Origin of the sequence: Natronococcus pandeyae, from assembly GCF_008122205.1 — an archaeon.
GTDB lineage: Archaea > Halobacteriota > Halobacteria > Halobacteriales > Natrialbaceae > Natronococcus > Natronococcus pandeyae.
Map to the genome: position 1 here is coordinate 549,747 of NZ_PHNJ01000002.1, position 24,532 is coordinate 574,278.

20 protein-coding genes and 3 tRNA genes are annotated in these 24,532 nt (G+C 58.8%); 13 read left to right on the forward strand and 10 right to left on the reverse strand.

The features are described 5' to 3' along the window. Window positions 1–327: 327 nt before the first annotated feature. From CV102_RS06305 to CV102_RS06320, 4 genes are all read left to right on the forward strand, one after another. Entirely contained in the window at window positions 328–1,449 is a 1,122-nt protein-coding gene (locus CV102_RS06305; RefSeq protein WP_233710639.1) for a glycosyltransferase, read from the forward strand. Between the two features lie 50 nt (window positions 1,450–1,499). After that, window positions 1,500–2,153: an HVO_0476 family zinc finger protein gene (locus tag CV102_RS06310; protein ID WP_148857030.1), complete on the forward strand. Its 654-nt coding sequence runs from the start codon at window positions 1,500–1,502 to the stop codon at window positions 2,151–2,153. Between the two features lie 316 nt (window positions 2,154–2,469). Then, window positions 2,470–3,135: a protein-L-isoaspartate(D-aspartate) O-methyltransferase gene (locus tag CV102_RS06315; RefSeq protein WP_148857031.1), complete on the forward strand. Its 666-nt coding sequence runs from the start codon at window positions 2,470–2,472 to the stop codon at window positions 3,133–3,135. A 70-nt stretch (window positions 3,136–3,205) separates the two neighbouring features. Then, a complete protein-coding gene (locus CV102_RS06320; protein ID WP_148857032.1) occupies window positions 3,206–3,970 on the forward strand; it encodes a protein-L-isoaspartate O-methyltransferase family protein in 765 nt (254 codons plus the stop codon). Window positions 3,971–4,170: 200 nt separating this feature from the next. On the opposite strand, the gene CV102_RS06325 is transcribed toward CV102_RS06320, so the two are convergent. The 5 genes from CV102_RS06325 to CV102_RS06345 all read right to left on the reverse strand — a co-directional run bounded on the left by CV102_RS06325 (window position 4,171) and on the right by CV102_RS06345 (window position 7,489). After that, window positions 4,171–6,288, reverse strand: coding sequence for a bacterio-opsin activator domain-containing protein (locus tag CV102_RS06325; RefSeq protein WP_148857120.1), 2,118 nt, complete (start codon window positions 6,286–6,288; stop codon window positions 4,171–4,173). A 192-nt stretch (window positions 6,289–6,480) separates the two neighbouring features. Next, window positions 6,481–6,897 carry a group I intron-associated PD-(D/E)XK endonuclease gene (locus CV102_RS06330; RefSeq protein WP_148857033.1) on the reverse strand — a complete coding sequence of 139 codons (417 nt, stop codon included), beginning with the start codon at window positions 6,895–6,897 and terminating at the stop codon, window positions 6,481–6,483. 325 nt (window positions 6,898–7,222) lie between these two features. Then, a tRNA-Asp gene (locus CV102_RS06335) sits at window positions 7,223–7,295 on the reverse strand. A gap of 24 nt (window positions 7,296–7,319) precedes the next feature. Continuing rightward, window positions 7,320–7,392, reverse strand: a tRNA-Asp gene (locus CV102_RS06340). 24 nt (window positions 7,393–7,416) lie between these two features. After that, a tRNA-Asp gene (locus CV102_RS06345) sits at window positions 7,417–7,489 on the reverse strand. 329 nt (window positions 7,490–7,818) lie between these two features. On the opposite strand from CV102_RS06345, the gene CV102_RS06350 reads away from it, so the two are divergent. The 8 genes from CV102_RS06350 to CV102_RS06385 all read left to right on the forward strand — a co-directional run bounded on the left by CV102_RS06350 (window position 7,819) and on the right by CV102_RS06385 (window position 17,295). After that, window positions 7,819–8,046: a DNA-directed RNA polymerase subunit H gene (locus CV102_RS06350; protein WP_148857034.1), complete on the forward strand. Its 228-nt coding sequence runs from the start codon at window positions 7,819–7,821 to the stop codon at window positions 8,044–8,046. Beyond that, entirely contained in the window at window positions 8,047–9,621 is a 1,575-nt protein-coding gene (locus tag CV102_RS06355; protein WP_148857035.1) for a DNA-directed RNA polymerase subunit B'', read from the forward strand. It begins immediately after the preceding gene. A gap of 6 nt (window positions 9,622–9,627) precedes the next feature. Beyond that, window positions 9,628–11,457 carry a DNA-directed RNA polymerase subunit B gene (gene rpoB, locus CV102_RS06360; RefSeq protein ID WP_148857036.1) on the forward strand — a complete coding sequence of 610 codons (1,830 nt, stop codon included), beginning with the start codon at window positions 9,628–9,630 and terminating at the stop codon, window positions 11,455–11,457. A 9-nt stretch (window positions 11,458–11,466) separates the two neighbouring features. Next, window positions 11,467–14,394 (forward strand): DNA-directed RNA polymerase subunit A', encoded by a 2,928-nt coding sequence (locus CV102_RS06365; RefSeq protein ID WP_148857037.1) that lies wholly within the window; start codon window positions 11,467–11,469, stop codon window positions 14,392–14,394. Beyond that, window positions 14,387–15,586 (forward strand): DNA-directed RNA polymerase subunit A'', encoded by a 1,200-nt coding sequence (gene rpoA2 / locus CV102_RS06370; RefSeq protein WP_148857038.1) that lies wholly within the window; start codon window positions 14,387–14,389, stop codon window positions 15,584–15,586. The genes CV102_RS06365 and rpoA2 overlap by 8 nt, the downstream gene beginning before the upstream one ends. A 3-nt stretch (window positions 15,587–15,589) precedes the next feature. Next, a complete protein-coding gene (locus tag CV102_RS06375; protein ID WP_148857039.1) occupies window positions 15,590–16,030 on the forward strand; it encodes a NusA-like transcription termination signal-binding factor in 441 nt (146 codons plus the stop codon). A gap of 225 nt (window positions 16,031–16,255) precedes the next feature. Beyond that, complete coding sequence (locus CV102_RS06380) at window positions 16,256–16,684, forward strand: 30S ribosomal protein S12 (protein WP_005554545.1); 429 nt, start codon at window positions 16,256–16,258, stop codon at window positions 16,682–16,684. A 2-nt stretch (window positions 16,685–16,686) separates the two neighbouring features. Further along, window positions 16,687–17,295 carry a 30S ribosomal protein S7 gene (locus tag CV102_RS06385; RefSeq protein WP_148857040.1) on the forward strand — a complete coding sequence of 203 codons (609 nt, stop codon included), beginning with the start codon at window positions 16,687–16,689 and terminating at the stop codon, window positions 17,293–17,295. 66 nt (window positions 17,296–17,361) lie between these two features. Here CV102_RS06385 and CV102_RS06390 read toward each other — a convergent pair whose 3' ends face one another. Continuing rightward, on the reverse strand, window positions 17,362–19,377 hold the full coding sequence (locus CV102_RS06390; RefSeq protein ID WP_148857041.1) for a hypothetical protein: 2,016 nt from the start codon (window positions 19,375–19,377) through the stop codon (window positions 17,362–17,364). A gap of 369 nt (window positions 19,378–19,746) precedes the next feature. On the opposite strand from CV102_RS06390, the gene CV102_RS27375 reads away from it, so the two are divergent. Next, window positions 19,747–19,872, forward strand: a complete 126-nt coding sequence (locus CV102_RS27375; protein ID WP_449289626.1) for a DUF7503 family protein — start codon at window positions 19,747–19,749, stop codon at window positions 19,870–19,872. 4 nt (window positions 19,873–19,876) lie between these two features. Here CV102_RS27375 and CV102_RS06395 read toward each other — a convergent pair whose 3' ends face one another. The 4 genes from CV102_RS06395 to CV102_RS06410 all read right to left on the reverse strand — a co-directional run bounded on the left by CV102_RS06395 (window position 19,877) and on the right by CV102_RS06410 (window position 24,328). After that, complete coding sequence (locus CV102_RS06395; protein ID WP_306438833.1) at window positions 19,877–21,733, reverse strand: hypothetical protein; 1,857 nt, start codon at window positions 21,731–21,733, stop codon at window positions 19,877–19,879. 302 nt (window positions 21,734–22,035) lie between these two features. Continuing rightward, window positions 22,036–22,734: a DUF7504 family protein gene (locus CV102_RS06400; RefSeq protein WP_148857043.1), complete on the reverse strand. Its 699-nt coding sequence runs from the start codon at window positions 22,732–22,734 to the stop codon at window positions 22,036–22,038. 97 nt (window positions 22,735–22,831) lie between these two features. Further along, window positions 22,832–23,587 (reverse strand): DUF5781 family protein, encoded by a 756-nt coding sequence (locus CV102_RS06405; RefSeq protein WP_148857044.1) that lies wholly within the window; start codon window positions 23,585–23,587, stop codon window positions 22,832–22,834. 279 nt (window positions 23,588–23,866) lie between these two features. Continuing rightward, window positions 23,867–24,328, reverse strand: a complete 462-nt coding sequence (locus CV102_RS06410; RefSeq protein ID WP_148857045.1) for a DUF5518 domain-containing protein — start codon at window positions 24,326–24,328, stop codon at window positions 23,867–23,869. Window positions 24,329–24,532: the final 204 nt, after the last annotated feature.

Consider the following 24,532-nt stretch of genomic DNA (forward strand, 5'->3'; position numbering starts at 1 on the left):
TCTGCAACTGCGTTCGCCCGTTGCCGTTCTGCAACTGGATCCCACTCGAGCCGCCGTTGTGGGCGTCTCGTGTGCTCCCGCCGAGACCGGACCGCTTACGGATAACCGTCTCGCGAGCGTATGGGGGCTGATACCATCCCTACGAGCCGATACCGGTGGCTAGCAACGACATAGACCGGCCGATCTAACGGTAGGCCGGTCCGTCTGTAACTAAAACTGAATAATAACATTTTGTGCTGCCGGTCGTCGTTCGGTATGCGAATCGGTCTTTACCACGATAACGCTGGCACGACGCACGCTGGTGGAGTTGCTATTTACGCTCGGCAGATGGCGATCGAGCTCGCGGCGTCGAACGAGGTCTACCTGTACACGCAGGGCGGCGACGTCGTCTCCGAACTGACGGACTCCGACGTCACCGTGATCGAAACGCCGATGTTCGACGGCAGGGCGCTCGCGACCGCCGCGAAAGGGCTGCCGGTCGGCCGACAGACGCTCTCCAAGTTCGCGATGACGGCCTGGTCGACCTACAGTGGTCTCACCGATCACGTCGGCGAGCACGTCGACGTCCTCGTGACGTTCCAGGTGCTGGACGATCTCCTGTTGTCGAATCTCGTCGACGTCCCGACGGTTCGTGGCTTTCTCAGCGATCGGAGCCCGGGGATCGGCGCGGCGGTTCGCGAGCGGTTCACTGCGACCGAGGCGACGTTCGCGAACACGCCGTACCTCGCGGATCGGATCGTCGACCGGTTCGGGTACGAGGTCGACGCGGTGATCCCGACGGGCGTCGACACGACGCGGTTCCATCCCGAGGCTGAACCCGCGTTCGAACGTGACGAGCCGACGATCCTCTTCACCGGCCGCCTCGTCGAGTCGAAGGGAATCTTCGACCTGCTCGAGTCGGTGTCCCGGCTCGACGAGCGAGTCCACCTGCGGATCGCGGGTGCGGGCGTCGAAGAGACGGCGGTGCGTCGCCGGGCCGAGGAGCTCGGAATCGCGGACTGGATCCGACTCGAGGGGGAGGTCCCCCACGACGAACTGCCGGGCTACTACGCCGCGGCCGACGTCTTCTGCCTGCCGACCCACGTCGACAGCTTCGCGACGGTCAACCTCGAGGCGATGGCCTGTGGCACACCCGTCGTGACGACGGATCTCGAGGGGATCAAGACGTATCTCCGCCCGGGAACGGACGGGCTTACGGTTCCACCGCAGGAGGCGGACGCGCTGGCAGCGGCGCTGGAGGAACTGCTCGGCGATCCGGATCGCCGTCGGGAGATGGAATCGCGAGCGCGAACGCAGGCCTGCGAGTTCAGCTGGCGCCTGCAGGCGGCGCGACTCGAGCAGTTCTGCGCGACGTTCTCCTCGGCGGACGAACGAGAGACGGACGAACGCGACCGCCTGATGGCGTCCACCGAGAGAGACGCGGATCTCGAGGAACCGCTGCGACTCTAACCGACGGCCGGTCCAATCTCCTTTTACGGCCGTGGCGTATACGACGCGGTATGAACGACGTTCCAGATCGGATCCCGGCGCCGTGTCCGTCGTGCTCGCCGGACCTCGAGACGGTCCACGAAGTACTGACGGAAGGCGGTGGGGATCTCACCGTTCGCTGTAGTGAGTGTAGCCACGTCCACAAGGTCCAGCCCGAGCGCCAGCGGGAGGTCACCCTCGACGTCGTCGTCTCCCAGGGCGGCGAGTCCTTCACGGCCAACGTCACGGTCCCCGAGGATCAGACGGTCGAGACCGGCGACGAGTTCATCCTCGAGACCGAGGAAGTGCTGTCGACGGTTCGCGTGACGAGCGTCGAACTCGACGGACAGAAACGCCCCGAAGAAGGCGTCGCCGACGAGATCGAGACGGTCTGGACCCGCGAGGTCGACAACGTCGCGGTCAACGTCACGATCCACCCGCAGGACGGCTCGAGAGAGGACAGCCGGAGCACGGCCGTCCACGTGCCGGGCGACTACGAGTTCGAGGTTGGCGAGACCGAGACGTTCGGCGACGACGAGTTCGAGATCGACGCCTTCGTCGTCCGGGAGGACGCATCGGGGTACGACCGGGATCGGTACGAGATGGAGGGCGACAGGGCGGTCGCGAAGGATCTCAAACGTGTCTACGCCTACGACCAGCAGAGCAGCGCCTGGTCGGCCTGGTAATCGTCTGCTGCAGTAGGCGTTCGTTGTGGGTTGGGCGGACCCAAACGTGGATTTCGACAAAAACGGTGCTCTTCTCTGGGTCGCAACTGCTCCGCTGCAACTGGTGACGACGCAGAGCGAAAGCCCCTGACGCGCTCGACTCGCGCGTCTCGCTGTGCGTCTCGGCTCGCGATGCTCGCCTTCGATGCTCGCGTCGTCGTGCTTCGCCGAACGCGTCAGCCCCTTTCGTGATGTTCTCGGCGATTCTGCTCGCCAAACGGTTACTCTTTCACTGAGTGCCCCACAGCCTATTGTCGGCGAGCGAGTACCCTCGAGCATGTTTGATCGATTCGCCTCCGACGGTTCCGACGACGCTGAGGACTACAAGACCGCACGCGAGCGGATGGTCCGGACCGTCGCCTCGCGGGTCGACGACGACCGCGTCCTCGAGGCGCTCGAGGCGGTCCCGCGCCACGCGTTCGTCCCGCCGGACCGTCGGGACAGCGCCTACGAGGATCGGCCGCTGCCGATCGGCGACGGACAGACGATCAGCGCCCCGCACATGGTCGCGATCATGGCCGATAGACTCGAACTCGAATCGGGCGAGGACGTCCTCGAGATCGGGACCGGCTGTGGCTACCACGCGGCCGTCACCGCCGAACTCGTCGGCCCGGAGCACGTCTTCAGCGTCGAGTACAGTGAAGACCTCGCCGAGAAGGCCCGCAACCGTCTCGCGGGGACGGGCTACGGCGAGGTTTCGGTCCGCGTCGGAGACGGTCGACAGGGGTGGGACGAGCACGCGCCGTACGACGCCGCGTACTTCACGTGCGCGACTCCGGAGCTTCCCGGCCCCGTCGTCGAGCAGGTCCGTCCCGGCGGCCGACTGCTCGCGCCCGTCGGCACCGGGTTCCAGACGCTCGTACTGGCCGAAAAACGCGCGGACGGGAGCCTCGAGCGGAGCACGCACGGCGGCGTTCGGTTCGTCCAGATGCGCGGCCAGTGAGCGGGGTCAGTGATCGTCACGATGCACATGCGAGCGCGCGTTTGATTACGCCTGGTCGAGTACTCTCCCTATGGACCCCGCGGTACTGCGAGAGGACATGGTCGACGGGCTCGAGTCCCCGGCCAAGGACGTCCTCGCGGACGAGGCCGTCGCCGTCGCCATGCGAGAGGCTCCTCGCCACGCGTTTCTCGAGGACGAGCGGGCCGCGTACGCGGACCGCGAGCACGAGGCCCTCGGAACCCGTGTCCTCTCCCCGAGTACGGTCGCCAGACTCTTTCAGGCGCTCGCCGCCGAAGAGGGCGACGACGTGTTGATCGTCGGCGCCGGCGTCGGCTACACGGCGGCCGTCGCCGCGGAACTCGTCGGCGAGACGAACGTCCACGCCGTCGATATCTCCCGTCCGCTCGTCGTCGAAGCGCGGCGGAACCTCGCGGAGGCGGGCTATCAGGGTGTGCTCGTCGACCGTCGCGACGGCGCACAGGGATTCCCCGAATACGCACCGTTCGATCGAATTCTGCTCGAGGCGGCGGCGGTCGAGCCGCCACACGCGTTGCGTTCCCAGCTCGCCGACGGCGGCCGACTGGTGTTTCCGCGGGGAACGCACTGCCAGCGCCTCGAGGCGCTCGAGGATGGTGACACCGTCGCCCGGTTCGACGCCGTCTCCTTCGACCCGCTCCTGATCGAGGGCGAACAGTCCGGCGCCGTCGAGCGGAACCGAACCGATCGTGAAGACCGCGAGTACGCCCGACAACGCGCGGAGTCGCGCACCGGCTGGGAACAGGAGTGGATCGAGTGGGAGGAACGGAACGGCCGGTCGTCAGTACAGGAACAGTAGTGTCGTTCGGGGTCATCCGAGCGGACGTTCAGCGACGTGGCAACAGTGTGTACTGCTCGCTACCCGTCGACCTCGGTAAAAGTGGGGTGGGGGGATTGGGGGTGGCGACAGTCGATTGCAGATCGCCACTTATCAGTAATTGCCGATGGGAGTTAAATATAATTTCTAACTGTTTGTATACATTGAACGAGGCATACTAATCAGTTAGAGTGTTCGTCGAACGTCAGCGTGGCGAGTTTCCGTTCGGCGGCCCGGAGGTGATAGTGGTAGGTCGGCGGTGAGACGCCGAGGGTGTCCGCGAGGTCCTCGCCCGTACTCTCACGGGGCCACTCGAAGAACCCGCTGTAGTATGCGGTCTGCAACGCCTGGAACTGCTTGTCGGTGAGTCGTTCCTCGAGACGCGCGTCGAGTCGCCTCGCCGACTGCGTGCTCGTCGTCTCCCGACGGGCTTCGAGTTCCGTCCCGGGAAACCCCTCCCTGAGGGACTCGATCAGCGATCGGGCGTCGACCTGGTGGGGGGCCTCGAGTGTCACCGTCGTCGTGCCCCCCCGGGCCGTCGCGGTCTGTACCCGTGCGTCGTACGTTCGAAGCGCGTCCAGGAAGGGCGTCGACGTTACGGTCAGTTCGAACAGGGTTTCGTCATCACGCTCTGAGAGCACCGAGAGCCGCTCGACCGACGCCCACTCGGACTCGAGTGCGACCAGTTCCGTCCCCGCCGGGACCGAGACGAAGACGAGGGTCTCGTCGGCTCCCCGTTCGACCACGCCCGCGATCGAGACGGGTTCGCCGAGTCGGTCCGAGAGCCGGTTCGTCAACAGTCGGGAGTCGCGACACGCGAGTTCGAGTTCGAGCGTTCCGTCGGTGTGCATCGCGCGCGTTCGCTCGACCGATCGCATCGCGTGTCCGATGGTTTCACCGAGCTCGGCGAGGACCTCACGCTCGCCGTCGCCGATGGTGTCGACGCCGTCGGCGTGGATCAGTAACACTCCGTACCGCCGCTCGTCGTCGACGAGCGGTACCGCGAGCACCGTCTGGTAGCCGTAGGTGAGCGCTTCCGTTCGCCGACAGCCCCAGCCGTCGGTCTCGAGAACGTTTTCGACCACCCTGACCTGCTCGGTGTCGAGCGTCTCTCGGACGAGGAGGCTCTCCGGCGCGTCGTCACCGTCGTCACGGATGCGATCGACGTACGCCGCATCGACCCCGGCCCAGTTCGTCGGTTCGGGCGGCTCGGTGTCGTTCGAGGCGACCCAGGCGAAGCGGTAGCGGTCGGTGTCCGCGAGACGGTCACAGACCGTCGTCTCGATCTCGTTCCGGGTCGTCGTCTGAGCGATGCCGTGATTGATTTCGCGGACGATCTCATTTAAGTGGTTGAGCCGCGTCAGCTCCTCGTTCTGGCGGCTGAGCGTTCGATCGTGCTCGCGCAACAACTGCTCGCGTTCCGCCCGGTCCAGTGCGGCTTCGGTGTTCGCTCCCAGGATGTGCACCAGTTCGGTCATCGTCTCGTCGAAGCCGTCGACGGTCCCGGATCCGACGACCAGCGCGCCGTGGGTTCCGAGCGGAACGATCAGTTCGCTCCGACTCAGCGGCTGGGTGCCCTCGACGCCGTCCTCGCGAAGTACGTCCTCGTAGTAGGTACTCTCGCCGGCGGAGAAGACGTCCCAGACGAGCCCGTCGTTCCGTCCAATCGTTACGTCGGGCTCGCCGAACGCTGGCGACGATCGGGTCGAGGCAGCGTGCTCGAGGACGCCGTTCTCCGGCTCGAACGCGTAGGCTGCGGCGACCTGGACGTCGAGAATTTTGGCGGCGGTGTCGGTCGCCACGCGATAGATCTCGCCTTTCGTCTCCGCACGCATCAGCTCTCGGGTCGTCTCGTGCAGCGTCGTCAGCGTCCGCTTGTACCGGCGCTCGCTCCGCCGAAGCTCCGTCTCGGCGCGATACTGGGAGACCGCGTTCGTGATCTGGTTCGCGAGCAGGGCGTACTGCTCCGTTCCGCTGTCCTTCTGTAGATACTGGGTGACGCCGGCGGCGATGGCCTCGCTCGCGAGTTCTTCGGATCCCCTTCCGGTAAAGAGGACGAACGGTAGCTCCGGCTCCTGCTCGCGAACGCGCTCGAGCAACTCGAGCCCGGTCATCTCGGGCATCTCGTAGTCGCTGACGATACAGTCGACGTCACGCGTTGCGCGGACCTCGAGCGCCTCCGTGGCGTCGGTCGCCACGAGGGCGTCGATCTCTGCTCGTTCGCGCTCGAGCATCGTGCCGGCGAGCTCCGCGTAATCCGGTTCGTTGTCGACGACGAGGACGGTGATCGGCTCTGACATGGGTAGGCGATCGTCGGCGCTCGCTCGAGCAGCGTCGGGCTGCGGCGAGTCGCCGACCTGTCTCACGTAGTGAGGTACCGCGAATGTACTAATATATTAGGATCTGACCTACGCTCGTACTAACTGGTTTAACTGGCTAGGTTCGTACCGGGAGTCGACCTGGATCAGGTGGCACGAGTAGACGGAATTACTCTATTCCGGAATCTGGCCGTCGAACTCGTAGTCGGTTGCCCAATTAATCGAGGGATGATCAACGCTCGATTCAAACCGGAGTTCCATCTTCTGTTTCGTTGCTTCGTCGATGGGAATCCAGTACAGTTGGTCTGTCTCCGGGTACCGGACACAGAACGCATCAACAGCGTCGTCGTACGTCTGTTCGTAGTATGACCCGTCCTTCGTCGTCTGTGAGTGAGTATTGAATCGAATCGTCTGTGGTTTGTTCTGCCACGCCGTTTTACACTGGACGCGGTAGAGCCGGGTTCCGTCGTCCACTAGCAGATCGTACTTATCGTTATCTCCGAAGGGGATAGAGACGCTGTAGCCGTTTGCGATAAATTGTGAAATTGTTCTGGCTTCTGTCTCGTCCCCCTGGGCTTTCGAGTTGCTCATCAGTCAGTTATAACTGACAATAGTATATAATTTCTCTCCGCACACGGAACGAGTTTCTGGAGCGCCTCCGCAGATTATTCGGCAGTACCAAGATTTGAGAACGCGTTGGAGGTGGAATCTGCTACCGGCGCTCTTCGGCTGGAATGTTCGCCATACGGCTACGCCGATCGCTTACGAGTTAGAAATCGAAGAAGCGCCCGAGGCGGGATTTGAACCACGGTCGCAGCGGAGCTGCTCCCTGGTTCAAATACTTTGTTTGTGTTTTGACATTCGGATGCTCGCAGCACAGCAAGCTGGTTGCTCGCGACGTTGGATTTCGAGAAAGCGCCCGAGGCGGGATTTGAACCCGCGTCACAACCGTGACAGGGTTGTATGATGGGCCACTACACCACCCGGGCCGAAGAGTCGAAAGGACGAGAAAGCGCCCGAGGCGGGATTTGAACCCGCGTCACAACCGTGACAGGGTTGTATGATGGGCCACTACACCACCCGGGCCGAAGAGTCGAAAGGACGAGAAAGCGCCCGAGGCGGGATTTGAACCCGCGTCACAACCGTGACAGGGTTGTATGATGGGCCACTACACCACCCGGGCATGCTCGCACCGTCTTTCGACGCAATATATCGTTTCCCGGTGATAGTATTAAGGCTTTCCAATCGAACGACGTGTGGTAGGTCGACCCGATACTCGATTTCCTCGAGCGACCGTGCTAGCCGGTTCTCTGTGGTACTTACCCTCACGACCCACAAGGAATATAACCCAGAACGGGCTACGCGTAGTTGTGACAGATAGTCCCGGTCAGGTTCGCCAGGCCGGTTAGCTATGCTTCTGAGCCGAGTTAGTAACGGTTAAATGCGTCCCGCCGCTACGTGCCTGTAGTATCTCGTGACAGCCGCTTCTCTCCCGATAGCCCACACCAACACATGGTAGACGTAAGCCAACACGAACTCGTTCCGGAGCACACCGTTCTCGAGGATGACGTCCTCGAGGAGGTCCTCTCCGAGTACGATATCGACCGTACAGACCTGCCCAAAATCAAGCGTACCGACTCCGCGCTGCCGGACGATGCGGAGGTCGGCGACGTCATCAAGATCGTCCGAGACTCACGAACGACCGACCAGGCCGTGGTATACCGACTCGTGGTAGAATAAATGTCAACAGAACTCAACAGAGCCGAACGACGCGACATTTCGCGCGAATACTTCTCGAAGGAACGACTCGCCGAACATCACTACCGCTCGTTCAACGCCTTCCTCAACCGGGGTATGCAGGAAGTCGTCTACGAGAAGGAGACGATCGACACCGACATCGGCGACAAGGAGGGCGAGGAACCGGTCTACGTCGAACTGGGCGACGTCCGCGTCGTCACGCCCCGCGTTCGGGAGGCCGACGGCTCCGAAGAGCTCCTCTACCCGCAGGAGGCACGTCTTCGGAACATCACCTACTCCGCGCCGGTCTTCATGGAGATGTCCATCGTGAAGGGCGAGGAGGGCGACGAACGAGTCGTCGACTCCACGGAGACGAAGATCGGCCGGATGCCGATCATGGTCGGCTCGGACAAGTGTAACATCGCCGGCTTCTCCGACGAGGAACTGATCGAGATCGGTGAGGACCCTGCCGACCCCGGTGGCTACTTCATCGTCAACGGCTCCGAGCGCGTACTGATGACCAGCGAGGACCTCGCGCCGAACAAGATCCTCGCGGAGTACGACACCAAGTACGGCGACGAGATTCAGGTCGCCAAGACGTTCAGCCAGCGGCGTGGCTACCGCGCACTCGTGCTCTGTGAACGAACCCGGGACGGACTGCTCGAGGTCTCGTTCCCGTCGGTTTCGGGCTCGATCAACTTCGTCACGCTCGTCCGTGCGCTCGGACTCGAGAGCGACGAGGAGATCGTCCACAAAGTCTCGAACGATCCCGAGGTCGTCAAGTACATGCTCGAGAACCTCGAGGAAGCCGAAGTTCAGACCGAAGAGGAGGCCATCGAGGAACTCGGGAAGCGCGTCGCCTCCGGCCAGGGCAAGAACTACCAGCTCAAGCGGGCGAACTACGTCATCGATCGCTACCTCCTGCCGCATCTCCACGAGGAGGGCGTCGAGGAGGAGGACGTCCGAATCAACAAAGCCCACTACCTCTGCCGGATGGCCGAGGCCTGCTTCGAACTCGCGCTGGGACGACGCGAGGCCGACGACAAGGACCACTACGCCAACAAGCGGCTGAAGGTCTCGGGCGACCTGATGAAGGACCTGTTCCGGACCGCGCTGAACAAGCTGGCCCGGGACGTGAAGTACCAGCTCGAGCGTGCGAACATGCGTAACCGCAACCTGTCGGTGAACACCGTCGTTCGATCCGACGTTCTCACCGAACGCCTCGAGCATCCGATCGCGACGGGGAACTGGGTCGGCGGCCGCTCCGGCGTCTCCCAGCTCGTCGACCGGACGGACTTCATGGGTGTGCTCTCACACCTGCGCCGGCTTCGCAGCCCGCTCTCGCGCTCGCAGCCGCACTTCGAGGCGCGAGACCTGCACGCGACCCAGTGGGGTCGCATCTGTCCCTCCGAGACGCCGGAGGGGCCGAACTGTGGACTGGTGAAGAACTTCGCACAGGCGATGGAGCTCTCCCAGAACGTCGAGGACGAACAGGGACTCAAACGGGAACTGGCATCGATGGGGGTCGAGGGCATTCCCGGCCTCGAGGGTATCGAGCGATCGACTGCAGACGACTAATCAATCATGAGTAGCCAACAACGAGAAGCCAAGGTCTACGTCAACGGGTCGCTGGTGGGGACCCATCCCGATCCGCACGAACTGGCCGAACAGATCCGCGAAGCACGACGCATCGGCGACGTCAGCGAGATGGTCAACGTCTCGGTCAAAGACCGGACCCGCGAAGTGATCGTCAACGCCGACGCGGGCCGCGCTCGCCGCCCGCTCCTCGTCGTCGAAGACGGCGAACCGCGCATTTCAGAACAGGAGATCGAGGCGCTTCAGGACGACGACCTCGAGTTCGAAGACCTCGTCGACCACGGCTACATCGAGTTCATCGACGCCGAGGAGGAAGAGGACATCTACGTCGCCGTCGACGAAGACGACCTCGACGAGGACCACACCCACCTCGAGATCGACCCGTCGTTGATCTTCGGGATCGGTGCGGGGATGATTCCGTACCCCGAACACAACGCGTCGCCGCGTATTACGATGGGGGCAGGGATGATCAAGCAGTCGCTCGGACTGCCGAGCGCGAACTACCGGATCCGGCCGGACACGCGCCAGCATCTGCTGCACTACCCGCAGCTTTCGATGGTGAAGACCCAGACGACCGAACAGATTGGCTTCGACGACCGGCCTGCCGCCCAGAACTTCGTCGTCGCCGTGATGAGCTACGAGGGGTTCAACATCGAGGACGCGCTGGTCATGAACAAGGCCAGTGTCGAGCGCGCGCTCGCCCGGTCGCACTTCTTCCGGACCTACGAGGGCGAGGAACGCCGCTATCCGGGCGGCCAGGAGGACCGCTTCGAGATTCCGAGCCAGGACGTCCGCGGGGCCCGCGGCGAGGAAGCCTACACGCACTTAGACGAGGACGGCCTCGTCAACCCCGAGACGACGGTCGACGAGAACTCCGTTCTGCTCGGAAAGACGAGTCCGCCACGATTCCTCGAGGAACCCGACGACATGGGCGGTCTCTCGCCTCAGAAACGCCGCGAGACCTCCGTCACCATGCGCTCGGGCGAATCGGGCGTCGTCGACACGGTCACACTGATGGAAGGCGAGGACGGCTCGAAGCTCTCGAAGGTCTCCGTGCGTGACGAACGGATCCCCGAACTCGGGGACAAGTTCGCGTCCCGACACGGTCAGAAGGGAGTCGTCGGCCACCTCGCACCCCAGGAAGACATGCCCTTTACCGAGGAGGGGGTCGTTCCTGACCTCGTCCTCAACCCGCACGCGCTGCCGTCGCGGATGACCGTCGGCCACATCCTCGAGATGATCGGCGGCAAACTCGGCGCGATGGAGGGTCGCCGCGTCGACGGAACGCCGTTCCTCGGCGAGGACGAGTCGGAACTCCGCGAGGGCCTCGAGGAGTCCGGCTTCAACTCGGCCGGCAAGGAGACCATGTACTCCGGTATCACCGGCGAGAAGATCGAGGCGGAGATCTTCGTCGGGATCATTTTCTACCAGAAGCTCTACCACATGGTCTCGAACAAACTGCACGCCCGGTCGCGCGGACCGGTGCAGGTGCTGACCCGTCAGCCCACCGAGGGTCGTGCCCGCGAGGGTGGACTCCGTATCGGTGAGATGGAACGCGACGTCTTCATCGGTCACGGTGCCGCGATGACGCTGAAAGAACGGCTGCTCGACGAGTCCGACCGCGAGTTCATCCACATCTGTGGGCAGTGTGGGATGAGCGCGGTCGAAAACGTCGAACAGCGGCGTGTCTACTGTCCGAACTGCGACGAGGAGACGGACATCCACGAGATCGAGATGAGCTACGCGTTCAAGCTCTTACTCGACGAGATGAAGGCCCTGGGTATCGCGCCGCGACTGGAACTGGAGGACGCCGTCTAACCCACCACCATGCAAAACAGCACACCAAAAGATATCGGATCAATCAACTTCGGGCTCATGGAGCCCGAGGAGTACCGGGAGATGAGCGCGACGAAGATCATCACGGCCGACACCTACGACGACGACGGCTTCCCCATCGACATGGGTCTGATGGACCCGCGTCTCGGTGTCATCGACCCCGGCCTCGAGTGCAAGACCTGCGGAAAGCACTCGGGTTCGTGTAACGGTCACTTCGGTCACATCGAACTGGCCGCACCCGTCATCCACGTCGGCTTCACGAAGCTCATTCGCCGACTCCTGCGTGGCACCTGCCGCGAGTGCTCGCGGCTCCTGTTGACGGAGGACGAACGCGAGGAGTTCCACGACCAGATCACGGAATCGCGCAAGCTGGGTCGCGACCTGAACGACGTCACGAAAGCCGCCATCCGACAGGCTCGAAAGAAGGATCGGTGTCCGTTCTGTGGCGAGATTCAGTACGATATCGACCACGAGAAGCCGACGACCTACTACGAGGTCCAGCAGGTCCTCACGAGCGAGTACTCCCAGCGGATCGCCGGCGCGATGCAGGGCGACGAGGAGGCTGGCGTCGATCGAACGACGCCGGACGAACTCGCCGAAAAGACCGAGATCGAACTCTCGCGGGTCAACGAGATCCTCTCGGGCTCGTTCCGGCCGCGCGAGAACCAGCGCAAGGCCATCGAGAAGGCACTCGACATCGACCTCACCGAGGAGGACACGAACAAGCTGATGCCGAGCGATATCCGGGACTGGTTCGAGAACATCCCGGACGAGGACATCGAAGTACTCGGGATCAATCCCGAGCGCTCCCGGCCGGAGTGGATGATCCTGACGGTCCTTCCCGTCCCGCCGGTCACCGCGCGACCGTCGATCACACTCGACAACGGTCAGCGGAGTGAGGACGACCTCACCCACAAGCTGGTCGACATCATTCGGATCAACCAGCGGTTCATGGAGAACCGCGAGGCCGGTGCGCCACAGCTGATCATCGAGGACCTCTGGGAACTGCTGCAGTACCACGTCACGACGTTCATGGACAACGAGATCTCGGGAACGCCGCCGGCCCGTCACCGTTCGGGTCGACCGCTCAAGACCCTCTCCCAGCGTCTCAAGGGCAAGGAGGGGCGGTTCCGTGGTTCGCTGTCCGGGAAGCGTGTGAACTTCTCTGCGCGTACCGTCATCTCGCCGGACCCGACGCTCTCGCTGAACGAGGTCGGCGTTCCGGACCGCGTCGCGACGGAGATGACCCAGACGATGAACGTCACCGAGCGCAACGTCGAGGAGGCTCGCCGGTACGTCTCGAACGGCCCCGAGGGCCACCCCGGTGCGAACTACGTCCGGCGTCCCGACGGCCGCCGGCTGAAGGTGACCGAGAAGAACTGCGAACAGCTCGCAGAGAAAGTCAAGGCCGGCTGGGAGGTCAACCGACACCTGGTCGACGGCGACATCGTCATCTTCAACCGCCAGCCGTCGCTCCACCGGATGTCGATCATGGCCCACGAGGTCGTGGTCATGCCGTACAAGACGTTCCGTCTCAACACCGTCGTCTGTCCGCCGTACAACGCTGACTTCGACGGCGACGAGATGAACATGCACGCCCTCCAGAACGAGGAGGCCCGCGCGGAAGCGCGCGTCCTCATGCGCGTGCAAGAACAGATCCTGAGCCCGCGCTTCGGTGAGAACATCATCGGCGCCATTCAGGACCACATCTCGGGGATGTATCTCCTGACTCACGACAACCCGCGGTTCAACGAGACCCAGGCGCTCGACCTGCTCCGGGCGACCCGGATCGACGAACTGCCCGAGCCGAGCGGCGTCGACGACGAGGGGGAGCCGTTCTGGACCGGGTACGACGTCTTCTCCGAACTGCTGCCCGACGACCTGAACCTCGAGTTCACCGGCACCGTCGGCGAAGACGTCGTCGTCGAGGAGGGCCAACTCCTCGAGGGAACGATCGCCGAGGACGAGGTCGGCGAGTTCGGCGGCGAGATCGTCGACACGATCACGAAGGTCTACGGCAACACGCGCGCCCGGATCTTCATCAACGAGGTTTCGACGCTCGCGATGCGGGCGATCATGCACTTCGGGTTCTCGATCGGCATCGACGACGAGACGATCCCGGAGGAAGCACAGGCTCGGATCGACGAGACCATTACGGACGCAAACGACCGCGTCGAGGAACTTATCGAGGCCTACGAGCGGAACGAACTCGAGTCCCTGCCGGGCCGAACGATCGACGAGACCCTCGAGATGAAGATCATGCAGACGCTCTCGCGGGCTCGTGACAACGCCGGGAATATCGCCGAGGAGGACTTCTCCAGCGAGAACCCGGCGGTCGTCATGGCCGAGTCGGGTGCCCGTGGTTCGATGCTGAACCTGACCCAGATGGCCGGCTGTGTCGGTCAGCAGGCAGTTCGCGGAGAACGGATCAACCGCGGTTACGAGGACCGAACCCTCAGCCACTACAAGCCGAACGACCTCTCGGCGGAAGCACACGGCTTCGTCGAGAACTCCTACACCAGCGGCCTCACCCCGCGGGAGTTCTTCTTCCACGCGATGGGTGGTCGCGAGGGCCTGGTCGACACGGCAGTCCGTACCTCGAAGTCCGGATACCTCCAGCGTCGCCTGATCAACGCGCTCTCCGAACTGGAGACCCAGTACGACGGGACCGTCCGAGACACTTCGGACACCATCGTTCAGTTCGAGTTCGGCGAAGACGGCACGTCGCCGGTCAAGGTCTCCTCCAGCGACGACAACGATATCGACGTCGAACACATCGCGGATCGCGTCCTCGACTCCGAGTTCGCCTCCGAAGCGGAACGAGAGGAGTTCCTCGGAACCAAGCCGGAACAGACGAACCTCTCCGAACACGCGGATACTCGACTCACCGAGGGCACGGAGGTGACCTCCGATGACTGAGGTCGACTACGCCGTCGACGACGACACGATCGCCGTCGTCGAAGACACCGACCTCCCCCGGCGGCTCAAGGACGAGGTCTACGAGACGCTCGAGGGCCGTGGCGATGCGACCGTCGAGGACGCCGACGAACTGGCCAAGGCCGTCGAGGCTCGTTACCTCGATACGCGGGTCGATCCGCTCGACCCCGTCGGCACCGTCTCGGCGCAGTCGATCGGCGAACCCGGAACGCAGCTCACGATGAACACGTTCCACTACGCCGGTGTCGCAGAGATCGACGTGACCCAGGGGCTGCCGCGACTGATCGAGCTGGTCGACGCGCGGAAGACTCCGGACACGCCGATGATGACGGTCTTCCTCGAGGACGAGTACGCCACCGAGCGCGAGAAGGCCCACGAAGTCGTCTGGAAGATCGAGGCGACGAAGATCCTCGCGCTGGGTGACGTCTCCACGAACGTCGCGGACATGCGCGTTCAGATCTCGCTCAACCAGGACACGCTCGAGGAGCGAATGATCACACCCGAGGAGGTCGCAGAAATCATCCAGGACAACCTCGGCGTCAAGGCCGTCCAGCAGGGAACCCAGATCGAGTTCGGTCCGGAGGAGCCGTCCTACCGGGACCTGCTGCAGTTGGTCGAGGAACTGCGCGACATCACGTTCAAAGGGATCGAGGAGATCTCTCGCGTCGTCATCCGTCGCGAGGAGATGGACGACGGCAGCGAGGAGTTCGTCCTCTACACCGAGGGTTCGTCCTTTGGCGACGCCCTCGAGATCGAGGGTGTCGACGCCTCGCGAACGACGTGTAACAACATCCACGAGATCCACCGCAACCTCGGAATCGAGGCCGCTCGCGAAGCGATCATCGAGGAGACGAACAACACGCTGGCCGAACAGGGTCTCGACGACGTGAACGTTCGGCACTTGATGCTGGTCTCGGACATGATGACCAACCGAGGAGAGATCGAGTCGATCGGCCGCCACGGTATTTCGGGCTCGAAGGAATCCGTCCTCGCCCGTGCAGCGTTCGAGGTGACGGTCAACCACCTGCTCAATGCGGCTATCCACGGCGAGGTCGACGATCTCGACGGCGTTACGGAGAACGTCATCGTCGGCAAACCGATCAAGCTCGGTACCGGCGACGTCGATCTGCGGATGGGATCGACGAGTTCGGGCGGCAGCAGTCAGGCGGACTGATCGATGGCAGTTACCCTCGACGACGACGCCCGTCAGTATCTCGCGCTGTTCGAGGACGTAACGGGTGCGACCGGACAGGACTGCATCGTCGATACGGCCGACGATGCCGACAGCGACGACCGTCTGATCCTCGTCGTCGCGAGCGATCAGATGGGCGACGCGATCGGTCCTGGCGGACAGACCATCCAGCGGTTCGAGGAGCAGGTCGAAGCGACGGTTCGGCTCGTCGAAGACGCAGACGACCCGGAGGCGTTCGTCGCGAACACACTCGCTCCGGCAGCGGTGTACAACGTCACGATCAGCGAGAACGACGACACCGTCGCCTACGTCGAAGTCGCCGACGAGGACCGCGGCGTCGCCATCGGGTCGAACGGCCGGACGATCGACGCTGCGCGGACGCTCGCCGATCGGCACTTCGACATCGACGACATTCAGCTGACCTGAGCCCCGTTTCGCCCCCTCTTCTCGCCGTCGCGACCGACACGAATTTGCCGAGCTCAGCCGACGAATCCGTTCTTTGCTCCCCAGTGTCGGCACACTCGCCGAGAGGATTCCTCGAGCGACGAAACGGCCTGAGAAATCTTCATTGCACCTCCTCGAGCGCTCTCGGGCCGTAACTCGCGCCTCTAAACAGGGACGCTTAAGTGGCTCCAACGGATAGCGAGGCACATGGCAAACGGCAAGTACGCCGCGCGCAAGCTCAAGAAGGACCGCCAGAACCAGCGGTGGTCCGACTCTGACTACGCGCGCCGCGCCCGTGGACTTCGGGAGAAGTCCGACCCCCTCGAGGGGGCCCCACAGGCTCGAGGTATCGTACTCGAAAAGGTCGGCATCGAAGCAAAGCAGCCCAACTCGGCGATTCGAAAGTGCGTTCGAGTGCAGCTGATCAAGAACGGGAAGCAGGTTACCGCGTTCTGTCCCGGTGACGGTGCAATCTCGTTCATCGACGAGCACGACGAAGTTACCATCGCCGGTATCGGTGGGGCGAAGGGTCGTGCGATGGGTGACCTCTCGGGTGTCAACTACAAGGTCGAGAAGGTCAACGGTGTCTCGCTGATCGAACTCGTCCGCGGAAACGCAGAGAAACCGGTGCGATAACGATGGCTGCTGAAGACCAACCAGACCCTGACGCTCCTGCCGGTGACGCAGATGTCTCCGCCAAGCTGTTCGGAACGTGGGAAATGGGCGAAATCGAGTACGGCGACCCGTCTACCGAACGGTACATCACGGTGACGCCGGTCGCTCACACCGCTGGTCGTCACGCCAGCAAGCAGTTCAAGAAGTCCCAGATCTCGATCGTCGAGCGCTTCATCAACCGCCTTATGCAGACCGAGGAGAACACGGGCAAGAAACAGCAGTCGCTCAACCACGTCCGTGAAGCGTTCGAACTCATCCACGAACGCACCGAGGAGAACCCAGTGCAGGTGCTCGTGACGGCTGTCGAGAATTCGGCGCCTCGGGAGGAGACCGTCCGCCTGAAGTACGGTGGAATCTCGGTCCCGAAAGCCGTCGACGTCGCCCCACAGCGACGGGTCGACCAGGCTCTGAAGTTCCTCGCAGATGGTGTCCAGAGCGCGTCGTTCAAGACGCCGACACCGGTCGCAGAGGCCATCGCGAACCAGCTTATCGGCGCGGCCAACTACGACGTCCAGACCTACGCGGTCAGTCAGAAAGAAGAGAAAGAGCGCGTGGCGGCTGCAGCACGCTAACGCGGTTTCCAGTTTTCAGTTCTCCGTCGGACGAACAACTCCTAAATGCCCGTCTATCGCTCGTATTCATATATCAGATATCTTTATATCGTCACTCCAATACATAGATTCGTTAATCATTACAGGTATTGGATTAATATCTAAGAATCTTACGAGTTCTGCTTTCGTAACGGAATATGGTCCAACGTCTTGTTGGACAAGATGGTAATCACCAATTGAATCTAGACTAGGAATGAAAATACATCCCTTCCCACCCACATTAGATTGATACAAATTAATAATGATACCTATCTCTCCCTCATTTTGAATTATTGAGCAAGAATTTGGGACTATTGTCTTTGGCTGGGCAACTGAAACACGTCCATTTCCAACGATATGGTATTGCTCTCCAACAGGACTTTCGTTCCGAGCAATATCAACTGTAGCGTAAAGGGGGTAGCCAAGGTTCAACAAACGGGCAACTGTACTCCCGATACTGACTGCATGATTATTTTGAATTTTATCCTGAGTAACAATACCTCCAATACTACCGGCTTTAATAAGTTCTAATCCTTGACTATGCGAGCAGCATGCATTAAGAAAGAATGCTTTTGAACCAACATTCGAAAGTGTAGACGCATCTAGATGACCATCCGTACACCGAAATCCATTTTCATCAATGTGTCCAATATAATGGGAAAAGTCACTTTCGTCCGCTAATATACTTTCTAATCGACCTTTTGTTAAATTGTGGTGGATTGTAACATCGAACGGTAGCTCGTCTCGATTGCCATATGCACTGTGTGCCGTTACAAGTTCGGCTGACATGTCCGGATCATTACAAATAACTTCAATTTCCAGTGGGTCTTCCTTTGGCCTCCGGTCAATATCATTATAAAACGCTGTTAGTGGCGTTGTACTTTTTATTTTAGAGCCGCCGCTGCAATTCCAATTTTGTTGAATGACCGGATCATTTGTCTGGCTTATTGACACAGACGTCTCGTCTGTTTTTTTGGACCGTTTTTGTTTTGCTGAAGAAAGCCCACTTTTGTCTTCGGTGGAAACAATCGAGAGACTTTCGGCAATGAACGGCAAAAACTCTATGTTTTCTTTACATGGTTCGACTGTAATTCTGGGATTCCATATGGGATATTGCGATTCTATTGTAGAAAATGGAATATCAAGATAGCTTTCAATCCTCTTGACGGGTGGTTTATTATATAATTCGGAAAGATCTGACTCGAGAGCAGACTCGATCCTTTGCCATCCGTGTACTGATCCTGGTGCATGACCCTCTGTTCTAACTATACAATCAAGAAAAAACACCTGTCTTAGAATGCGTTCGATTGTCGACTCAAAATCACCAGACTCGTCCAAATCAAACGAATATCCCTCATTGGTAACAAGACAGGGTTTTGAACCAGGAACGATCTCTGCTCCTAGATAGTATGCCAGTGACGTAATCTTATACACATAATCAAGCTTTGGTGGTATCTCAAGCTGGATTGGTGTATCAGATTGGTTTAATTCTGTAGGTATATCTAGACACTCTCCCAACTCAATTGAAGGTGGGTGACCGCGAAGTGTCGGATATGATCGTTCAGGTTTCGATGTTTTTAGTGCCGAACCGAAAGCAGAGATGGCTTGCATCACATCTCTTGGTGATGAGGTTGTTACGATAGCTCCTGCTGGTTGTGTATGATAAGACCGTGCCCCAATAATTATTTCTCCCCGACTCCCCAAGTTAATTTGTCTACCAAAATCATTAGATCGTATATATAAACTACTATTGATATTAATATAAATTTTAATGGACTTAGACATCTCTAAGAAATATTCTCCATATGGGAGATAGACATCTTCATCTGAATCAACCTCGGAGATAATCTCCCTATTTTCACCGCGCACGTACAAGGAACCTGTGTTTGGGAGTGTGAATTTGTTTGTAGTGGTTGTGATGGCTGTATCAACTGGAAACCGGGGTAAATCCCATTCAGTGTGCTCTATTACAACTGACTCATCTATGATAATTTGCTCACGACGGCGCTCAATCGGGTCAATAATATCTATACCTCCATCATCCTTCTTGAATTTAATTTCCATGTATAGTATGCGAATTTAGTAGCTGCTAATGATACTATATCAGAGTTTGCCTCAGGACATACATGTTACGAATTTACCATTTCCTCTATAGCTAATTGCTGTTCCCATTCAATGATTTCTGTATATGATTATATCCCTGTAACACTCAATTGATATAGTTCTGTTGATCGCTGTATAGCAGAAGTGAGATTATTCCCTAGTATTTTCACCTCCATTTCGTGATTCGATGAACTAGCAATATCCTGTATATCGTTGTTATTCTATTTTGGCTACTTTTTCTAATTCAAACTATACTATGTTTCTATGCATTCTATCTATGTTATATTAGAATAAATTCATTATCCTCCAGCACAATGGTTTCTGTGTAGCATGACCGACCTAACCCAATACCTAAAGAAGCACCCACGAATGATCGGCGTCCTATTCACGATCTTGTTAGTGATCTCTAATGTAGGAACTGTAGCAGCTAATGGCAGTTCATATACTGGTCCATAAATACTCATTGAGTATCAATATGGATTTCATCGCTCCAACAAACTGATTCGCCAAATAAAACAGGAAATTTTCCTTGAGCAAGAAAATCTCTAAACTGATCTCTTCCGACTTGAACTTCTTGGGTTTTTCCGGGAACTAAATGATAAGAATCAATGGGACCCAAATGTGGAGTAAATAAACTTCCCACTTTAGCTTGTACAGAATCATATATGTATATTTCTGCTGATATTTTATCCCCGATATTTTTCACAACACATGAATTTGGCACCTCCGTTTCTGATTGAGCGATCGTTGTCATTCCATCACCCACTATTAAATACTGTTTCCCTATTATACTTTCATTCTTAGCAATAGATAAGGCACCATAGAGAGGGAAACCTTGGTTCAGTAACTGAGCGATTGTACTCCCAACTCTCACCGCCCCACTGTTAACGACATCACCAAGAGTTACAATACCACCAATGCTTCCTGCTTCAACAAGGTGCAATCCTTGATTATGGGACTGGCAAGCATTCAACAAGAAGGCTTTGACACTTACCTTTTCAATTTCAGATGCATTCAATTTCCCATCTGAACACTGAAAACCATTCCCATCAATATGACCAATATAGTGCAAAAAGTCGCTCTCAGTTGTCAATAACTGCTCTAGTTCATTTATTGTAACGTCATGGTGTACGGTGACATCAAACGGAAGTTCTTCACGACTTCCATAAATATTGTTCACTGATTTGAGTTCTTTATGCATATCTAGGTCATTACATACGACTTGGATCTCAATAGGATCTGACCGGGGATTTCGGCCAATGCTGTTTTCAAATGCCGAGAGTGGGGTTGTACTGACAATCTCTGAAGTGTTTTGGCTATTCCATACTTGCTGTATAGTTGGTGGTGTCGATTCAACAATTGGGTTAGACGAGGTATCGTTACTCCGAACAGGATCTGTACTCCGAATAAGATTGCTCCGTGTAAATTCTGAAATGGCTTGTGCTTGGTCTCCGTTGGGTGACTGAATATCTTCACTCTCTGACTGGATATTTATTGTAGAGAGGCTATTAGATATAAATGGGAGAAATTCGACGAACTCTTTTTTTGGTTTGAGTTTTGTCTCAAGCCGCCACTCTGAAAAGTACGGCTTGATGGCCGAGAATGGTACACTAAAATAAGTCTCGAGTTGCTTGGGAAGCGATTGCTTATATACAGGTTCGATTTCGAAATCGAGGACTGATTCGACTGCATTCTGTTCGCGAAGGGGAAGTGGTGTAATTCCTTCCGTCCGGACTATACAGTCGAGAAAGAACACGTGCTTGAGAATACGCCTAACGGTCGATTCGAAACCTCTCTCTCCGATAAGTGTGCGGTTGTACCCTGTCTCAGTGGTGAGTTGTGGCACTGAACCCGGTACGATTTTGGCACCAAGATAGTACGCGAGCGGGGCGACTACAAACACATGCTCAAGAGTCAGCGGCACTTCGATCTCGATACCTGTTTTCGGCTGCTTCAACTCGCTGGGAATAGCAAGTTCAGATCCTAATTTGACAGCTGGTGGATGTCCGCGCAAAGTTGGATAGGATCGCTCAGCTGTCGTCGTTTTCAGCGCCGAGCCAAACATTGAGACCGTCTGCATCACGTCAACTGGATCAGACGTTGTGGTAATTGTTCTTGCGGGGCGAGTATGACGGGATCGCGCACCAACTATCACTGATGACGTCTTACCAAAGCTGACGTGGGTGCGTTCCGTATCGGAATATACCTGTACAGAGTCCTTGACATGGGCATATACTTTCAACGGTCCAGATAGATCGAGCGTGTATTTGCCGTCCGGAAGAAACGCCTGTTGGTCTGGCTTCACTTCGGCGACCATCGATCCGTCGCTTCCGCGGATGTAGATGTGATTGTTTGACGGAAGTGTTATCGTATCGGTCGTAATCCTGACTGCTGCATCGACAGGATACTGAATCTGATTACAGTCGACGGGCTCCGGCGAAACTGGCTCGTGCGTTGTGAGCCGATAACGATGCCGCTCAATCCGGTCGATAATCTCCAACCCGTCCTTCGTCGGCTCGAATGTCGGTTTCATCTGCGAAGATAGCTCGTCAGTAGTCCGCCTCTGGAGGTGTTCGATACCTGTTTCAGATTCTCATCAGACATACGAACGCGGTTGTTTCATACCTCCGTCGTCGAAATCCATCCGGAACAGAGCGTGCCACCCTTGAGCGACCATCGCTCCTGAGAGACTCCGTTTCGTTCCCGTAGCTCGACGATGACGTCGAACAGCGGCGAGAGAACCGGAGCGATATCCGCGTCTCGTTCGACCGGCAGGTGGTAATGAATCATCCCCCCCGCATCCCTCGTTCGACCGTTAGTGAGGTGAATAAAGCGGAAGACTCGTTCCCTCCCGTACTCCTCGAGCAGCGGGAGCAACGAGTCGACGCCGATCCGAAGCTCGGAGGGCTCGAGTCCGTCGGCAGCCGTTTCGAGATTTTCGATCGCGCTCGAGATCGCGACGCCGAGGTCGACGATCGAGTCGGTGCTGGTCGATGTCTCGGGAATCGCCGAGATTGGGGACGAATCGGCTGCGGCGGCGCTGCGGGTCTGGACGTCGTGAGTGATGACGCTGAGTCTGTCTGCCGTTCGCTCGCTCACGACGTCGAAGACGTCACGCGTTCCCCCGGCCGTCGACACCAGGATCCGTCGACGTGGGCGCTCGATGGCGTGTCCGAGAAGTCGGCGACAGGTTTCCGTCTGCTGGCTGGCTCGAGTGGACCCGACGACGAGCACGCTTGCACCCTGGCGTTTCAACCGGGAGAGTTCCTCGATAAACGCGTCGTCCGGCCCGCCACGGCGGTCGGTCTCCGAGAACATCACTACTATGTTCCAGCGCTATGTGGTGTAAAACATTAAACGTTCGGGTAGCTGAATCCGCGGGGAGCGGTAAGGCGTACGGCAGTTCGCCCGTGAGTCAATCTGCGGCGGGCCCGCTTCCGCCGACGTACGCGCGCGTCGCCTCTACGAGCACCTGTCGGTAACTGCTCGAGTCGGGGTCGCGAGCGAGTTCCCGGAAACGGCGTTTGAACTCCTCGAACTCGATGTGCGGGGCGTCCATCGCGGCCGCGTGTGCGAGGTCGTACAGTCGGTGATCGTCGTCGACGAGTTCGTGTCGCTCCGCGAGTGCGAGTGCGAAGGCCGCGTTGACCGCCGTGATTTCGGGATCTGCACTCGCCGAAAGCCGTTCGAACCCGGGTCGAGGTGGACTCTCGGGTCGGTCGGCGACCGCCGCCGCGAGACTCGACTCGAAAAACGAGAGTAATTTTTCACCGGGGCCGACCGCGAGTGTGATGTCGTCGGCGTAGATGTCCTTCATGTGGTTCGCGATCTGGTAGCAGTGCGAGAGCTTTCGGCGTTCGACGCTCTTCCCGGCCAGCGCGAGGTAGAGCACCTCCTCGGTGGACTGGATGTGTGAGGGGTGTTCCTGCTCGTAGCGAGCCATGTGGGCGAGTTCGTGGAGGGCGAGTTCGCGGGCCATCGCGCTCGAGGCGGCCTGTCGTGAGATGTTCAGGACGTGCCTGTCGTCGTAATGGCCGGCCCAGGTGCGGACGTCAGGGTCGTCGCGCAGCTGGACGTAGACCGGCAGCGAGAGGTCGTGTTCTGTTTCGAAGAGGTCACGGGCGCTTAGAAATGGAGAGGTCGGGCCCGTGCCCTGTACGCGGAGCTTCATAGATATTTATGACAGGCGATCCGCGAATAAGATTCTTGCGCTCAGTTTCACCGAACTGATGTGGAGACATACCGCATCGTCCCTTTTCTGTAGCTTTGGTCAACTCTTTCACCGACCTACTGAACGAGCATCAATTGACATCTGATAGGAAAAAGTCTCGGTTACCAGCGGAGATAGTATCGTGTCTGGAGATATCAAACTCGAGTTGTACGATGGGAAGATCGACGAGTGGAAGACGCTGTCTTAAATGAGGGCGACGAATCGCTCGAGGTCGAACGGTCAGTGGTGTTTTTCGTTCGTGGGTGCCGATCTGTTCGTGACGGTCGCACCGATGACTCCACCGAGGGCGCCGATCCCGGCCGCGATAGCGATCAGTGCAACGTAGAAGAACGCGATGATGCCGAATAACACGAGCATCGATCCGGGGTCGAAGCTCAGGGGTGAAAACAAGAAGAACACGATCCCGAACACGAGCAAGAGCCCGGGCATCGTAGCCAGTGCCGCAGCCAGGCCACCGGTAATAGCGCTCTCACGTCTGTCGCATCCACGGAGGTATCCCGAAGCGATTCCACCGACGATCTGTCCGAAGATCGGAAAGATATATCCGCTGAACAGGACGACGGCAGCACCGACGCCGATGGCGGACAACCTGCTGGTCGACTCGGTGACCGCTCCCGTACCATTGGCCTGGGATCGTGTCGACTGCTTTCGGGAATCCTGATTCGTCGAGTGGTCTTTCATGTGCTCCGTGCTGAATCCGAACTGGTTATCTGCTGTTCTCACTGTAGCACTGTCCGTTCGCCGCATTGTGGTCGGCGGTTTCTGATGGTTTCACCTGGCGTGATATCTGGGCTAGCAGTGTCGGTCCGCGGTGGATCGTGAGTAACGGATGCAGCCGACATCCATGGCACAGCGATCTACTACCACAGACCAGTGTGAACTACT